This window comes from Pseudomonas marvdashtae (genome assembly GCF_014268655.2).
Taxonomy (GTDB): domain Bacteria; phylum Pseudomonadota; class Gammaproteobacteria; order Pseudomonadales; family Pseudomonadaceae; genus Aquipseudomonas; species Aquipseudomonas marvdashtae.
The window spans coordinates 857,159-871,232 of the sequence record NZ_JABWQX020000001.1 but is presented as its reverse complement, the minus strand read 5'-3'; the positions used below and the strand labels follow the sequence as shown (position 1 = coordinate 871,232).

Below are 14,074 nucleotides of genomic sequence, written 5' to 3'. Positions count from 1 at the left end.
CGGCACATCCTTGTGCCCATGCAGCCGGAACTAGCCCGGTACGCGACGGATCTTGGCGCCGAGCATCTGCAGTTTCTCTTCGATGCACTCGTAGCCACGGTCAATGTGGTAGATGCGGTCGATGAGGGTATCGCCTTCGGCCACCAGGGCCGAGATCACCAGGCTGGCCGAGGCCCGCAGGTCGGTGGCCATGACTGGCGCGCCCTTGAGCTTCTCGGTCCCGGTGACGATGGCGGTGTTGCCTTCGACCTGAATCTTGGCGCCCATGCGGTGCAACTCATAGACGTGCATGAAGCGGTTTTCGAAGATCGTCTCGATCACCGCACCGGTGCCTTCGGCAATGGCGTTGAGGGAGATGAACTGCGCCTGCATGTCGGTCGGGAACGCCGGATAAGGCGCGGTCCGCACGTTGACGGCTTTAGGCCGCTTGCCGTGCATGTTCACTTCGATCCAGTCTTCGCCGCAGGTGACTTCGGCACCGGCTTCCTTGAGTTTTTCGAGGACGGCTTCGAGAATGGTCGGATCAGTGTCCTTGACCTTGACGCGGCCACCGGTGACAGCAGCGGCCACCAGGTAGGTACCGGTTTCGATCCGGTCCGGCATCACTTTGTAGGTGGCCGAATGCAGGCGCTCGACGCCATCGATAGTGATGGTATCAGTGCCGGCGCCAGTGATCTTGGCCCCCATGGCGATCAGGAAGTTCGCCAGGTCGACGACTTCCGGCTCACGGGCGGCGTTTTGCAGCACGCTGCGGCCCTTGGCCAAGGCGGCGGCCATCATGATGTTTTCGGTACCGGTCACGCTAACGGTGTCGAAGAAGAAGTTCGCCCCGCGCAGGCCGCCTTCAGGGGCCTTGGCCTTGATGTAGCCGCCCTCGACATCGATGATCGCGCCCATGGCTTCCAGGCCACGGATATGCAGGTCCACCGGACGCGAACCGATGGCGCAACCGCCAGGCAACGCGACTTCGGCTTCACCGAAACGAGCGACCATCGGGCCCAGCACCAGGATCGACGCACGCATGGTCTTCACCAGTTCGTACGGGGCGATCAGGGTCTTGATGGTACGCGGGTCGATTTCGACGCTGAGCTTCTCGTCGATCACCGGCTCGATGCCCATGCGCCCGAACAGCTCGATCATCGTGGTGATGTCGTGCAGGTGCGGCAGGTTGGCCACGGTCACGGGACCGTCGCACAGCAGGGTCGCGGCCAGGATCGGCAGGGCGGAGTTCTTTGCCCCGGAAATACGGATTTCGCCATCAAGACGAACGCCGCCGGTAATAATCAGTTTATCCATAAGAATCTCGAGGCCCTTGGGCTCAGGTGCGCTCGGCCCAGGCCGCGCTGCTGAAAAATTTCATCGTGACCGCGTGGATGCTGCCATCGGCGATCCATGGGTTCAAATGGGCATAGATGCTCTGCTGACGCTTCACTGGGCTCAACGCCGCCAGTTCATCGCTGATTACATTCAGCTGGAAGTTGCAGCCTTCGCCTTCAACTTCCACCTGCGTACCAGGCAGCTTTCCTTCAAGGAAGCTCTTCACTTCTACAGCCTGCATGCTCAACCTCAATCGGCGCCCTGTGCGCACGGGTCGCACATCATACAAAAAAGCCCCGCGCCTGCGAACCCCGCGAAGCAGGACTCTGACAGAGGGGCCTTTCCAACAATGTGGGTCAGGGGTGCGCCAACAGCTCGGTCAGCTCGCTGACCTGGGCTATTTCGCGCATGTCTTCGGGCATCCCACGGATGCTCCACGTTTTGCCAGCTTCCTTGGCGTCTCGCATGAAGCACAGCAGCAGCGACAGGCCGACGCTGCTGGACTTCTGCACGCCTGAGCAATCGATCACCAACTCGGCGGTCTTGGCGGACTTGATCAGCGCCTGGCCCTGCTTGCGCAAGCCCGGGCCGGTACGGTAATCCAGCACGCCGCTGAGCAGCAGCTCGCCGGACTCGCCCAGGCGCACGGCTGACTCACTCACCGACTCGTTCATTGTTGCTGCTTCTCTTGGGCATCTTCGGCAACTTCCTTTGCCTTGGCGACCTCACCGGCCCAACCATTGATGGTCTTTTCCAGGTCATTACCATTGCGCTGCATCGCATCGGCGAATTGATCGCGGAACAGCTTGCCGATGTTGATGCCATTAATGATCACGTTACGTACCTTCCACTCGCCATTGATCTTCTCGAGTGTGTAGGACACAGGGTAGACGGCGCCGTTGTTGCCCTTGACCGTCATGCCGACGCTGGTGCGTTCGCCTGACTCATCCTTGGCCGGGTCGACGGTGATGCCCTGATTGTTGTACTCAAGCAAGGCGTTGCCATAGAACTGGAACAGGCTGCGCTTGAAGTTTTCCTGGAAGCGGGTCATCTGCGCAGGCGTAGCCTTGCGCGAGTACTTGACGGTCATGATGCTCTTGGAAATGCCGTCAGCGTCCACAACCGGCCCGACAATCCGGTTCAAGGACTCATAGAACGCGCTCGGGTCCTGCTTGTACTTTTCCTTGTTGGCCGAAAGATCCGCCAACAACTGGTCAGTCGTCGTCTTGATGATGTCGTGCGCCGAAGGCGCCGCCACGGCATTGCCCATCAGCGGCAGTGCCGCCAACAGGACCAGCAGGCTGCGTCGTAGGATAGAGATCATTCAAAAGCTCCTCATTTGGCGTCTTTGCTAACGGTATTGAGCAGGAATTTACCGATCAGGTCCTCAAGCACCAGCGACGACTGCGTATCGTGGATGGTCCCGCCGTCCTTGAGCAGGGAATCTTCCCCGCCCACGCTGATACCGATGTATTTCTCGCCCAGCAGCCCAGCCGTGAGGATAGATGCAGTGGAGTCGGTCGGCAGATTATCCACGCGTTTTTCCAACTGCAGCGTTACCCGGCCAGTGAAACTGTCGCGGTCCAGATCGATTGCCGTGACCTTGCCGATGGTCACACCGGCCATGGTCACCTTGGCTCTGACCGTCAAACCGGCGATATTGTCAAAATAAGCATAAAGTTTATAAGTATCGGTGCTCGCGGTCGGCGCCAGTCCACTGACCCGCAGGGCCAGCAGCAGCAAAGCCAGGATGCCAGCCAGCAAGAAAAGGCCGACACCGATTTCCAGGGTGCGGTTTTGCATCAGAAATCTCCAAACATCAAGGCGGTCAGAATAAAGTCAAGGCCCAGGACGGCCAACGAGGCGTAGACCACGGTCTTGGTTGTGGCACGGCTGATCCCCTCTGACGTGGGCTCACAGTCATAACCTTGAAACACGGCAATCCAGGTCACCACGAAAGCGAATACGGCACTCTTGATCACACCGTTGAGCACATCGTCGAGAAAATCGACGCTGTTCTGCATGTTGGCCCAATAGGAGCCTTCATAGACCCCCAGCCAATCGACGGCCACCCATGAGCCGCCCCAGATCCCCACGACGCTGAAGATCATCGCCAGCACCGGCAGGGAAATGAAGCCGGCCCACAGGCGCGGGGCAATAATGTACTTGAGCGGGTCGACGCCAATCATTTCCAGGCTGGACAACTGCTCGGTGGACTTCATGTTACCGATTTCGGCCGTCAGCGCCGAACCGGCACGCCCGGCGAACAGCAACGCCGTCACCACCGGCCCGAGTTCCCGCAGCAATGTCAGCGCAACCATCTGCCCGACCGCCTGCTCCGACCCGTAGCTGGACAATATGCTGAAGCCCTGGAGTGCCAGCACCATGCCGATGAAGATCCCGGAGACCACGATGATCACGAGGGACATCACCCCCACCGAATGCAGCTGCTTGACCAACAGGCCAAAACCACCACCGGTCGAACTGCGCCCCAGCAAGGCATGCATGAGGAACAGCGAGGAACGCCCCAGCACCGCCACTACGTCGATACCTGAGCGGCCGAACAGGCGGACTCTTTCTATTAATGATGTCTTGCGCATCAGCGCTTCCCCAGCAGATCGGTACGGTAATCCGTGGCCGGAAAATGGAACGCCACCGGGCCGTCCGGATCACCTTTCATGAATTGGCGAATGCGCGGATTGTCCGAATCCAGCAACTCCTGGGGCGTGCCCTGCCCCAGCACCTGACCATCGCCTACAACATAGATGTAGTCGGCGATGCTCGCGGTTTCGGCCAGGTCATGGGAGACCACGATACTGGTGATGCCCAACGCATCGTTGAGCAGGCGGATCAGGCGCACGAGCACGCCCATGGCAATGGGGTCCTGCCCAACGAAGGGTTCGTCGTACATCAGGATTTTCGGGTCGAGGGCGATCGCCCGGGCCAAGGCCACCCGCCGCTTCATGCCGCCAGACAACTCGTCCGGCATCAGTTCCAGGGCACCCCGCAGCCCGACGGCCTGCAATTTGAGCAGGACGATGTCGCGAATCATCTCTTCCGGCAGCTCCGTATGGACCCGCAGGGGAAACGCCACGTTCTCGAATACATCAAGGTCAGTGAACAGGGCACCGCTCTGGAACAGCACGCCCATATGCTTGCGCGCATCGAACAGGTCGCCGCGCGATAACTGCGGAAGGTTCTGGCCGTTGACCCAGACTTCGCCGGCGCTGGGGCGCAGTTGTGCGCCCATCAGCCGCAGCAGCGTGGTCTTTCCGCAGCCGGAAGGACCCATGATGCCGGTCACCTTGCCGCGCGGGATACGAATATCGATGTCATTGAAAATGCTGCGCGTCCCTCGCTTGAAGGACAGTCCCTTCAGCTCGACCGCGTAGGCGTTGTCGGCACTCATCTAAACTCCTTGCGATGCAGCCTCATATTCGAATGCCCCGGCCAGCCGACAAACGCCGGCACCACCGGGCACACGAACCGGCGGCGAACTATATCACTGCAACCGCCAGGCGCCCAAGGCCAACCCCTTGCCCGTTAAGCCAGACCAGAGATAAAACGCCACATTTTATGTCCGACCTTACAACCGTTCGAATAAAGCATGACGAACTAACGTGAGGGAATCGTTCATTGTCGCTATAATCGCCGCCTTTTCATCGGGCTATACGATTCTGACATGAGCCAATCCAGCGACCTGATTCAATCGGCACAACGTACCATCCGCCTCGAGCTCGAAGCCGTGCAAGGCTTGCTGCCTCATATCGACGCTGATTTCGTACGCGCCTGCGAGATGATTCTGGCCAGCAAGGGGCGCGTGGTCGTGGTCGGCATGGGCAAGTCCGGGCATATCGGCAACAAGATCGCCGCCACCCTGGCCAGCACTGGCACCACGGCATTTTTCGTCCACCCGGCCGAAGCCAGTCACGGCGACATGGGCATGATCACCCGGGACGATGTCATCCTGGCCCTGTCCAACTCCGGCTCGACCAATGAAATCCTCACGTTGCTGCCATTGATCAAGCGCCTGGGCATCCAGATGATCAGCATCACTGGCAATCCGGACTCTCCCTTGGCCAAGGCCGCCGAAGTGAACCTCAACGTTCATGTCGAACACGAAGCCTGCCCGCTGAACCTGGCCCCGACCTCATCCACCACCGCAGCCCTGGTCATGGGCGATGCCCTGGCCGTGGCGCTGCTGGAAGCCAGGGGCTTCACCGCCGAGGACTTCGCTTTTTCCCACCCCGGTGGCGCTTTGGGCCGTCGCCTGTTGCTGAAAGTCGAAAACGTGATGCACGCCGGCGAGGAGTTGCCGCAAGTACAACGCGGCACGCTGCTCAAGGACGCGCTCATGGAGATGACCCGCAAGGGGCTGGGCATGACGGTGATCCTCGAAGCCGACGGCAAGCTCGCCGGGATCTTCACGGACGGCGACCTGCGCCGTACCCTCGATCGCGCCATCGATATCCGCAATGCGACCATCGACGAAGTCATGACCCTTCACGGCAAGACCGCTCGCGCCGACATGCTCGCCGCCGAAGCCCTGAAAATCATGGAAGACCACAGGATCAACGCACTGGTGGTGGTGGACGACGAGGACCGCCCGGTTGGCGCCTTCAATCTGTCCGACCTGCTGCGTGCTGGAGTAATGTAATGACGACCGACCTGCTGCTACGGGGCAAGAATATCAAGCTCGCCGTGTTCGACGTTGACGGCGTGCTCACCGATGGCCGCCTGTACTTCCTTGAAGACGGCAGCGAATTCAAGACTTTCAATACGCTCGACGGCCAAGGCATCAAGATGCTGATGGCGACTGGCGTGCAGACCGCTATCATCAGTGGTCGCAAGACCCCGGTGGTCGAGCGGCGGGCGAAGAACCTCGGTATCGCGCATCTTTATCAGGGCCGCGAAGACAAACTGGTGGTACTGGACGAACTCCTTGGCCAACTCAATCTAAGCTATGAACAGGTCGCCTACCTCGGTGACGACCTGCCTGACCTGCCGGTGATCCGCCGGGTCGGCCTGGGCATGGCCGTGGCCAACGCGGCCGCCTTCGTACGCGAGCACGCCCATGGGGTTACCACGGCGAGGGGCGGCGAAGGCGCGGCCCGTGAATTCTGTGAACTGATCCTGCGTGCCCAGGGCAACCTCGAAGCGGCCCACGCCGCATACCTGTGAGCCATTTATGCTAAGCAAGAAGATTCGCACCATCCTGGTGTTCGGCTGTATCGCAGCGATTTTCGCGGCGGTCGGCTACTGGAACATCAGCCCGGAACGCTTCCTTGACCAGCCGGCGGCCAAGGTCGAGGAAAATATCGACTGGTACGCAACCAATACGCATACGCTGCAATACCTGCCCGACGGCAAGCTGCAGTACGAAATGACCTCCGACAAGGTCGATCACGTAAAGGCCAGCGATATCACGCTGGTCACCAAACCGGACCTGAACATGTTCCGGGGCACTGAATTTCCGTGGCACGTCCAGAGCGAGCGCGCCGAGGTCAATCCCGGTGGCACCGAAGTCGAGCTGATCGACTCGGTACGCATCGCCCGAACCGATGAAAAGAACCGTACGACCATCATTACCAGCAGCCGCATGACGGTCTTTCCGCAGCGAGAATATGCGCAGACCGAGCAACCCGTTAGAATCGACGGCGCCGGCGGCGTGTCGACTGGCGTAGGAATGAAGGCGTATTTGAAGGAAAGCAGGATACACCTGCTATCGAAAGTAAGAGGACAGTATGAAGCTCGCTAAAACCCTCCCTATTTTGCTCAGTCTGGGCGCAGCACTGGGAAGCGCGAGCGCCTGGGCCCTCCCCAACGACCGCGACCAGCCTATCCGCATCCAGGCCGACGACGCGCAACTGGACGACAAGAACGGTGTCGCCACCTATAAAGGTGACGTGATCATCACCCAGGGCTCGATGAAGGTGACCGGCAATACCGTGACCATCACCCGCACCCAGTCCGGCGACATCGACGTGGTGACCTCGGTGGGTAACCTGGCCTACTTCGAACAGCTGCAAACCGCAGGCGACACCAAGCCGGTGCAAGGCTACGGGGTGACCATCCAGTATCACGCATCCCAGGATCGCGTCGTGCTGATCGACCGCGCCAAGGTCGTCGACAAGGACAACAACGTGACCCAAGGCGAGAAAATCGTCTACGACACCAACAAGAAACTGGCCAGCGCCGGTCGCGCCACTGGCAGCAAGGTCACCGAATCGCGTCCGCGCATCGACATGGTGATCCAGCCGAAAAAGAAAACCGACGAGCAGAAGGCCCAGTAATGGCAACTCTGAAAGCCCAGCACTTGGCCAAGAGCTACAAGAGCCGCCAGGTCGTGCGCGATGTCAGCCTGTCCATCGACAGCGGCCAGATCGTCGGCCTGCTCGGCCCCAACGGCGCGGGCAAGACGACCTGCTTCTACATGATCGTGGGCCTGGTCCAGGCCGACCAGGGTCGCGTCCTGATCGATGACCTGGACGTCAGCCACCAGCCGATGCATGGCCGGGCAAAAGCCGGTATCGGCTACCTGCCCCAGGAAGCGTCGATCTTTCGCAAGCTGTCGGTGGCCGACAACATCATGGCAATCCTCGAGACCCGCAAGGAGCTCGACAAGGCCGGCCGTCGCCAGGAACTGGAAAGCCTGCTGCAAGAGTTCCACATTAGTCACATTCGCGACAACCTGGGCATGAGCCTGTCCGGTGGCGAACGCCGCCGTGTGGAAATCGCCCGCGCCCTGGCCACCGCGCCGAAATTCATCCTGCTCGACGAACCGTTCGCTGGCGTGGACCCGATTTCCGTGGGCGACATCAAGCAGATCATCCACCACCTCAAGGCCAAGGGGATCGGCGTATTGATCACCGACCACAACGTGCGCGAGACCCTGGATATCTGCGAAACCGCCTATATCGTCAATGACGGCCAGTTGATTGCCGAAGGCGACTCCGCCACCATCCTGGCCAACGAACTGGTCAAGGAAGTGTATCTGGGCCATGAATTCCGCCTTTAAGCACTATGTGCCTGGCGAATGCCCGAGCGGCGCCGGCGCTTCAATGCCGACGTCGCGGGGACGCGTTCAATTAATTGAGAGCGCCCCCTAGGCAAACACTTCAGTTTCAGGCATATAATTTGCTTAAGTTTGGCGCTCCGGCGCCCTGTAGTGGATGGCGCATGTGCGCCGGCGAATAAGGTGTTAAGCCCCTGCCATGAAACCATCGCTAGTCTTGAGAATGGGCCAGCAGCTGACGATGACACCGCAGCTGCAACAGGCCATCCGCCTGCTCCAATTGTCGACCCTGGACCTGCAACAGGAAATCCAGGAGGCGCTGGAGTCCAATCCGATGCTCGAACGCCAGGAAGAAGGCGAAGACTTCGACAATACCGATCCGCTGGCCGATAGCGTCGAGCAGAAAACTCCCGCCGAAATCCCGGAACCGTCCTACCAGGAAGCCGCCCCGACGGTGGACAACCTCGAGGACGGTGAATGGAACGAGCGTATTCCCAACGAGCTGCCCGTGGATACGGCCTGGGACGACGTATACCAGACCAGCGCCAGCAGCCTGCCGAGCGGCGATGACGACGAGTGGGATTTCACCACCCGCACCTCCGCCGGCGAGAGCCTGCAAAGTCATCTGCTGTGGCAACTGAACCTGGCGCCGATGTCCGATACCGATCGCCTGATCGCCGTGACGTTGATCGATTGCATCAACAACCAGGGCTACCTGGACGAGACCCTCGAAGAGATCCTGGAAGCCTTCGACCCCGAGCTCGACATCGAGCTGGACGAGATCGAAGCCGTCCTCCATCGCATCCAGCAGTTCGAACCCGCCGGCATCGGTGCTCGCAACCTGGGTGAGTGCCTGTTGCTGCAACTGCGCCAGCTGCCTGCCAAGACCCCGTGGCTGGCCGAAGCCAAACGGTTGGTGACGGATTTCATCGACCTGCTGGGCGGCCGCGACTATAGCCAACTGATGCGTCGCATGAAGCTCAAGGAAGATGAGCTGCGCCAGGTCATCGAGCTGGTACAAAGCCTCAATCCGCGCCCTGGCTCGCAGATCGAATCCACCGAACCCGAATACGTGGTACCTGACGTGATCGTGCGCAAGCACAACGACCGCTGGCTGGTGGAACTGAACCAGGAATCGGTGCCCAAGCTGCGAGTCAACGCCCAATACGCCGGTTTCGTGAAGCGCGCCGACACCAGCGCCGACAACACCTTCATGCGCAACCAGTTGCAGGAAGCGCGCTGGTTCATCAAGAGCCTGCAAAGCCGCAACGAAACCCTGATGAAAGTTGCCACCCAGATCGTCGAGCATCAGCGCGGCTTCCTGGAGTACGGCGACGAAGCGATGAAACCGTTGGTCCTGCACGACATCGCCGAGGCGGTGGGCATGCATGAGTCGACGATTTCCCGGGTGACTACCCAGAAATTCATGCATACCCCACGGGGCATCTATGAATTGAAATACTTTTTCTCCAGCCACGTCAGCACCTCCGAAGGCGGCGAATGCTCGTCCACGGCCATCCGCGCGATCATCAAAAAATTGGTCGCGGCGGAAAATCAGAAAAAGCCGTTGAGTGACAGCAAGATCGCTGGTTTACTGGAGGCACAAGGCATTCAGGTGGCCCGCCGTACCGTCGCCAAATACCGTGAATCCCTCGGGATCGCGCCTTCGAGCGAACGCAAGCGGTTGATGTAACAGGCCACGCCACAGCGTTCCAGTGGCAGGTATTTCTGCCTGCCGCTTTATGCACTGGCAACGAAGGAGAAGCTGTATGCAAGTCAACATCAGTGGACACCAACTGGAAGTGACCGAACCCCTGCGCACCTACATCGGCGAGAAACTCGACCGATTGGAAAGGCATTTCGACAAGATCACCAACGTGCAGGTCACGATGAACGTCGAGAAGCTGCTGCAGAAAATCGAAGCCACGCTGCATATTCCCGGCGGAGAAGTGGTTGCCAACGCAGAGCATTCAGACATGTATGCCGCGATTGACCTGCTGACTGACAAGCTGGATCGCCAACTCAAAAAGCATAAGGAAAAGACCCAGAGCCTCCTCCAGGGCGCAACCGGTCGTTAACCCCCCCAATCCATGATCCGACTAGAAACCATCCTGACCCCCGGCCGTTCCCAAGTGAACGCGCCGGGCGGCAGCAAAAAGAAAGCCCTCGAACAAATTGCCAACCTGATCCACCGCGAGGTACCGGATCTGGAAATGCAAGACGTCTTCGAGGCATTGGTCGCCCGTGAAAAACTCGGCTCCACCGGTTTTGGCAACGGCATCGCCATTCCTCACTGTCGCCTCAAGGGCTGCTCCGCGCCAATCAGCGCGTTGTTGCACTTGGAAGCGCCTATCGATTTCGACGCCATCGACGGCGCCCCGGTCGACCTGCTGTTCGTATTGCTGGTCCCGGAAGCGGCGACCGATGCGCACCTGGAGCTGCTGCGCCAGATCGCCAGCATGCTGGACCGCAAGGAAGTACGCGAAAAACTGCGCAGCGCCCCGAGCAACGAAGCCTTGTATCAGGTAGTCCTGGACGAGCAGAACGGCCATTAAACATGCGCATGATCATCGTCAGCGGCCGCTCCGGCTCCGGTAAAAGCACGGCCCTCAACGTCCTTGAGGACAGCGGTTACTATTGCATCGACAATTTGCCAGCAGGCCTTCTTCCAGAATTGGCCGAGCGAGCGCTGATCCACACCGAGCTGGCGCAACCACTGGTCGCTGTGTCCATCGATGCCCGCAACCTGCCCAGCCATTTGTCGCGATTCCCCGAATTGCTCGAAGAAGTGCGCAGCCGGCATATCCAATGCGATGTGCTCTACCTGGACGCCGACGAGGAGACGCTGCTCAAACGCTTCTCTGAAACCCGTCGACGCCATCCGCTGAGCAACGCCAGCCGCTCCCTGGCGGAAGCCATCCATGACGAAAGCCAGCTGCTCGGCCCGATCGCCGACTTGGCGGACCTGAAGGTCAACACCACCAACCTGAACCTGTATCAGCTGCGTGACACCATCAAGCTGCGCCTGCTGAACCAGCCGGAGCCGGGCACGGCTTTCCTCGTGGAGTCGTTCGGCTTCAAGCGTGGCATGCCGGTGGATGCCGACCTGGTGTTCGATGTCCGGTGCCTGCCCAATCCCTACTGGAAGCCGGAACTGCGCGAACAGTCCGGGCTCGACCAGCCGGTAATCGATTACCTGGCGGCCCAACCGGATGTCGAGGAAATGTACCAGGACATTTCTGGCTACCTGCTGAAATGGCTGCCCCGTTTCGCCGCCAGCAACCGCGCCTACGTCACGATCGCGATCGGCTGTACCGGTGGGCATCACCGCTCCGTCTACCTGACCGAGCGCCTGGGTCAGCTCTTGCAACAATCCCTGAAGAACGTCCAGGTTCGCCACCGCGACCTCAGCTAAAGGATTCACATCGCGATGCCTGCTCGGGAAATTGAAATCATCAACAAGCTGGGCCTGCATGCCCGTGCCTCGGCCAAATTCGTGGGTGTGGCGGGCAAATTTCCTGATACCACGATCCGGGTCGGGCGGACGCCTGAATCAACGGTCGACGGCAAGAGCATCATGGCGATGATGATGCTTGCAGCGGGCAAAGGCACCAAGATCCACCTGAACACGGAAGGTGAACAGGCTCAGGAAGCGATGGATGCACTGGTGGGACTCATCAATAACTACTTTGATGAAGGCGAATAACTGCCCCTCGCCCAAACACGACCTTTATGGGGAGCGTCACGCCAACGCCGTATCCATCACCATCATCAAGCAAAACCCCACCAGCAGCCCCAGGCTCGCCAGCTTCTCGTGACCATTACGGCGCGATTCAGGGATGACTTCATGGGTGACAACCAGCAACATCGCGCCTGCGGCCAACGCCAATCCCAGGGGCAGCAGCGCCTCGGCCAGGCTCACCAGCCAGGCGCACAGCAGCGCGAACACCGGCTCGACCAGCCCTGACGCGGCGCCGATCAAAAATGCTCTGGCACGGGACATCCCGGCGGCGGCCAGTACCAGCGCGATGACCAGCCCTTCCGGCACGTCCTGCAAGGCGATGCCCATCGCCAGGCTGTCGGCATCCGGCATGCCGCCGCCCGCCGAGACACCGACGGCCATGCCTTCGGGAATGTTATGGGCGATGATTGCGAATACGAACAGCCAGATCCGCGGCGCAATGATCGGATGGCCCGGCGTTACCAACAGCTTTTCGGGGCTGGCAGATACCTTGCGGTCCACCAGATACAACCCGAACGCCCCGAGCAAAATGCCGAAACTGATGAAACCGCTGGCTGCCCACGGCGTGAATCCCAGCTGCTCGGCCGCGGCAATGCCGGGCACGATCAACGAAAACGCTGTGGCAGCGAGCATCACCCCGGCGCCGAAACCCAGCAGCGAATCGCTCACAGCTTGGGGCATGCGCCGGATCACCAGCACCGGCACGGCACCCAACGCGGTGCCCAGAGCGCAAAGCCCGCCGCCCTGCAATGCACGCAGCAGTTTCGGCTCCAGGTCCAGCCAGGCCAATCCCTGGACCGCCAATAATGCCATTCCGGCCAACACCAACAACGATCCCAAGGCGTAGCGGAACATCCGCCCGCCGCCTACCGCCAGCGCTTCAGTGTCCATAGTCAGCCTTGGATTGTTTCAGGAAGGGCTCAAGCAAGCGCAGCCTGGTAACGTCGTGCGACTTCCGGCCAATTGATCACGTTATAGAAGGCGTTGATGTATTCGGGACGACGGTTCTGGTACAGCAGGTAATAAGCATGTTCCCAAACATCCAGGCCAAGGATGGGCGTATTCCCGCTCATCAACGGACTGTCCTGGTTGCCACTGCTTTCCACCACCAGGGTCTTTTGCGGGGTCACGCTCAACCAGGCCCAACCGCTGCCGAAACGGGTCAGCGCAGCCTTGGTGAAAGCCTCCTTGAAGCGCTCGATGCCGCCCAGTTGGGCCTCGATCGCCGTCGCGAGCGCCCCGTTCGGCTGACCGCCACCGCGGGGCGTCATCACGTCCCAGAACAGTGAATGGTTGGCATGGCCACCGCCCTGATTGACCACCGCGGCGCGCAGGTTCTGCGGCAATTGTTCAACGCTGGCCACCAGTTTCTCGATAGGCCAATCGGCATATTCGGTGCCATCTACGGCCGCGTTGAGGTTATTGATGTAGGTCTGGTGGTGCTTGGTGTAGTGGATCTCCATGGTTTGCGCATCGATGTGCGGTTCCAGGGCATCGTAGGCGTAAGGCAAAGCGGGCAAGGTAAAAGCCATGTTCAATGAACTCCGTGATGAAGAGTGGCGTTGCGCTGACGAGGCGCGGCGGCTTTGCAGTGCAACAGGCGCTGGGTGCGTGGGTATTCGCCGTGATCGCTGATGAAATTCAGCAGTTCGACATAGGTCTTGTGGCTTTGGCGCATCGCGGCTTCACGCAACGCCGGCGCCATGCGTTCGTCCTGCATGGTCTGCAGCAGGCGCTGGTGGATGGCGCATAGGTACTCGGCGCTCTCCTCCGGCTGGTTCAAGCGCAAGTGCAGATCCGCCAAGTTGTGGTGGGACACGACGCAGGCCGCCACGGCTTCGTCGGCGTCCGCCCAGCGCTCGAACAACACTTGGGCCAGCGCCAGGGCTTGCAGGTAGGCTTCGCGGGCGTCCACCAGCTCGCCTTGCATGAAACAGCGATTGGCCCGTTCGATCGTACGTTTCCAGTGTTCCATGATGAGTCCTCCACACAGGTGTCGG

At 60.1% G+C, this 14,074-nt stretch carries 20 protein-coding genes; 10 read left to right on the top strand and 10 right to left on the bottom strand.

Going from position 1 to position 14,074, the window contains the following annotated elements; genetic code table 11:
- Positions 1-30: 30 nt before the first annotated feature.
- The 7 genes from murA to HU742_RS04010 form a co-directional block, all read right to left on the bottom strand.
- Positions 31-1,296: a UDP-N-acetylglucosamine 1-carboxyvinyltransferase gene (gene murA / locus HU742_RS04040; RefSeq protein WP_186613432.1), complete on the bottom strand. Its 1,266-nt coding sequence runs from the start codon at positions 1,294-1,296 to the stop codon at positions 31-33.
- 22 nt (positions 1,297-1,318) lie between these two features.
- Positions 1,319-1,558: a BolA family protein gene (locus HU742_RS04035; RefSeq protein WP_007953556.1), complete on the bottom strand. Its 240-nt coding sequence runs from the start codon at positions 1,556-1,558 to the stop codon at positions 1,319-1,321.
- A 115-nt stretch (positions 1,559-1,673) separates the two neighbouring features.
- The gene (locus HU742_RS04030) at positions 1,674-1,979 is read right to left on the bottom strand and encodes an STAS domain-containing protein (RefSeq protein WP_186638059.1); all 306 of its coding nucleotides are present in this window, start codon (positions 1,977-1,979) and stop codon (positions 1,674-1,676) included.
- Between the two features lie 8 nt (positions 1,980-1,987).
- A complete protein-coding gene (locus tag HU742_RS04025; RefSeq protein ID WP_186613431.1) occupies positions 1,988-2,641 on the bottom strand; it encodes an MlaC/ttg2D family ABC transporter substrate-binding protein in 654 nt (217 codons plus the stop codon).
- Positions 2,642-2,652: 11 nt separating this feature from the next.
- Positions 2,653-3,120, bottom strand: coding sequence for an outer membrane lipid asymmetry maintenance protein MlaD (mlaD, locus tag HU742_RS04020; RefSeq protein WP_186613429.1), 468 nt, complete (start codon positions 3,118-3,120; stop codon positions 2,653-2,655).
- Positions 3,120-3,917: a lipid asymmetry maintenance ABC transporter permease subunit MlaE gene (gene mlaE, locus HU742_RS04015; protein WP_186638057.1), complete on the bottom strand. Its 798-nt coding sequence runs from the start codon at positions 3,915-3,917 to the stop codon at positions 3,120-3,122. The genes mlaD and mlaE overlap by 1 nt, the downstream gene beginning before the upstream one ends.
- A complete protein-coding gene (locus tag HU742_RS04010; RefSeq protein ID WP_186613426.1) occupies positions 3,917-4,726 on the bottom strand; it encodes an ATP-binding cassette domain-containing protein in 810 nt (269 codons plus the stop codon). Before HU742_RS04010 ends, mlaE begins: the two co-directional genes overlap by 1 nt.
- A 273-nt stretch (positions 4,727-4,999) precedes the next feature.
- Here HU742_RS04010 and HU742_RS04005 point away from each other — a divergent pair, with 273 nt between their 5' ends.
- From HU742_RS04005 to HU742_RS03960, 10 genes are all read left to right on the top strand, one after another.
- Positions 5,000-5,974 (top strand): KpsF/GutQ family sugar-phosphate isomerase, encoded by a 975-nt coding sequence (locus HU742_RS04005; protein ID WP_186638055.1) that lies wholly within the window; start codon positions 5,000-5,002, stop codon positions 5,972-5,974.
- Entirely contained in the window at positions 5,974-6,498 is a 525-nt protein-coding gene (locus HU742_RS04000) for a KdsC family phosphatase (protein ID WP_186638053.1), read from the top strand. Before HU742_RS04005 ends, HU742_RS04000 begins: the two co-directional genes overlap by 1 nt.
- A 7-nt stretch (positions 6,499-6,505) precedes the next feature.
- Complete coding sequence (gene lptC / locus HU742_RS03995; protein ID WP_186613420.1) at positions 6,506-7,075, top strand: LPS export ABC transporter periplasmic protein LptC; 570 nt, start codon at positions 6,506-6,508, stop codon at positions 7,073-7,075.
- A complete protein-coding gene (gene lptA, locus HU742_RS03990) occupies positions 7,062-7,610 on the top strand; it encodes a lipopolysaccharide transport periplasmic protein LptA (RefSeq protein ID WP_186613418.1) in 549 nt (182 codons plus the stop codon). The genes lptC and lptA overlap by 14 nt, the downstream gene beginning before the upstream one ends.
- A complete protein-coding gene (gene lptB, locus HU742_RS03985) occupies positions 7,610-8,335 on the top strand; it encodes an LPS export ABC transporter ATP-binding protein (RefSeq protein WP_047228667.1) in 726 nt (241 codons plus the stop codon). The genes lptA and lptB overlap by 1 nt, the downstream gene beginning before the upstream one ends.
- Before the next feature lie 196 nt (positions 8,336-8,531).
- Positions 8,532-10,025 carry an RNA polymerase factor sigma-54 gene (locus tag HU742_RS03980; RefSeq protein WP_186638042.1) on the top strand — a complete coding sequence of 498 codons (1,494 nt, stop codon included), beginning with the start codon at positions 8,532-8,534 and terminating at the stop codon, positions 10,023-10,025.
- Positions 10,026-10,101: 76 nt separating this feature from the next.
- Entirely contained in the window at positions 10,102-10,410 is a 309-nt protein-coding gene (gene hpf / locus HU742_RS03975) for a ribosome hibernation-promoting factor, HPF/YfiA family (RefSeq protein ID WP_039592236.1), read from the top strand.
- A 12-nt stretch (positions 10,411-10,422) separates the two neighbouring features.
- Positions 10,423-10,887 (top strand): PTS IIA-like nitrogen regulatory protein PtsN, encoded by a 465-nt coding sequence (gene ptsN / locus HU742_RS03970; protein ID WP_186638040.1) that lies wholly within the window; start codon positions 10,423-10,425, stop codon positions 10,885-10,887.
- Between the two features lie 2 nt (positions 10,888-10,889).
- Positions 10,890-11,747, top strand: a complete 858-nt coding sequence (rapZ, locus tag HU742_RS03965; protein WP_186638038.1) for an RNase adapter RapZ — start codon at positions 10,890-10,892, stop codon at positions 11,745-11,747.
- Between the two features lie 15 nt (positions 11,748-11,762).
- Positions 11,763-12,038: an HPr family phosphocarrier protein gene (locus HU742_RS03960; protein WP_186638036.1), complete on the top strand. Its 276-nt coding sequence runs from the start codon at positions 11,763-11,765 to the stop codon at positions 12,036-12,038.
- Positions 12,039-12,074: 36 nt separating this feature from the next.
- Here the strand turns inward: HU742_RS03960 and HU742_RS03955 are convergent, their stop codons facing one another.
- Genes HU742_RS03955 through HU742_RS03945 form a run of 3 tightly spaced genes read right to left on the bottom strand, consistent with a single transcriptional unit; the run spans position 12,075 to position 14,049 of the window.
- Positions 12,075-12,965, bottom strand: a complete 891-nt coding sequence (locus HU742_RS03955) for a ZIP family metal transporter (RefSeq protein ID WP_186638033.1) — start codon at positions 12,963-12,965, stop codon at positions 12,075-12,077.
- Between the two features lie 29 nt (positions 12,966-12,994).
- Positions 12,995-13,606, bottom strand: a complete 612-nt coding sequence (locus tag HU742_RS03950) for a superoxide dismutase (protein WP_186643887.1) — start codon at positions 13,604-13,606, stop codon at positions 12,995-12,997.
- Between the two features lie 2 nt (positions 13,607-13,608).
- Positions 13,609-14,049, bottom strand: coding sequence for a DUF2753 family protein (locus tag HU742_RS03945; protein ID WP_186643889.1), 441 nt, complete (start codon positions 14,047-14,049; stop codon positions 13,609-13,611).
- Between the last annotated feature and the right edge of the window lie 25 nt (positions 14,050-14,074).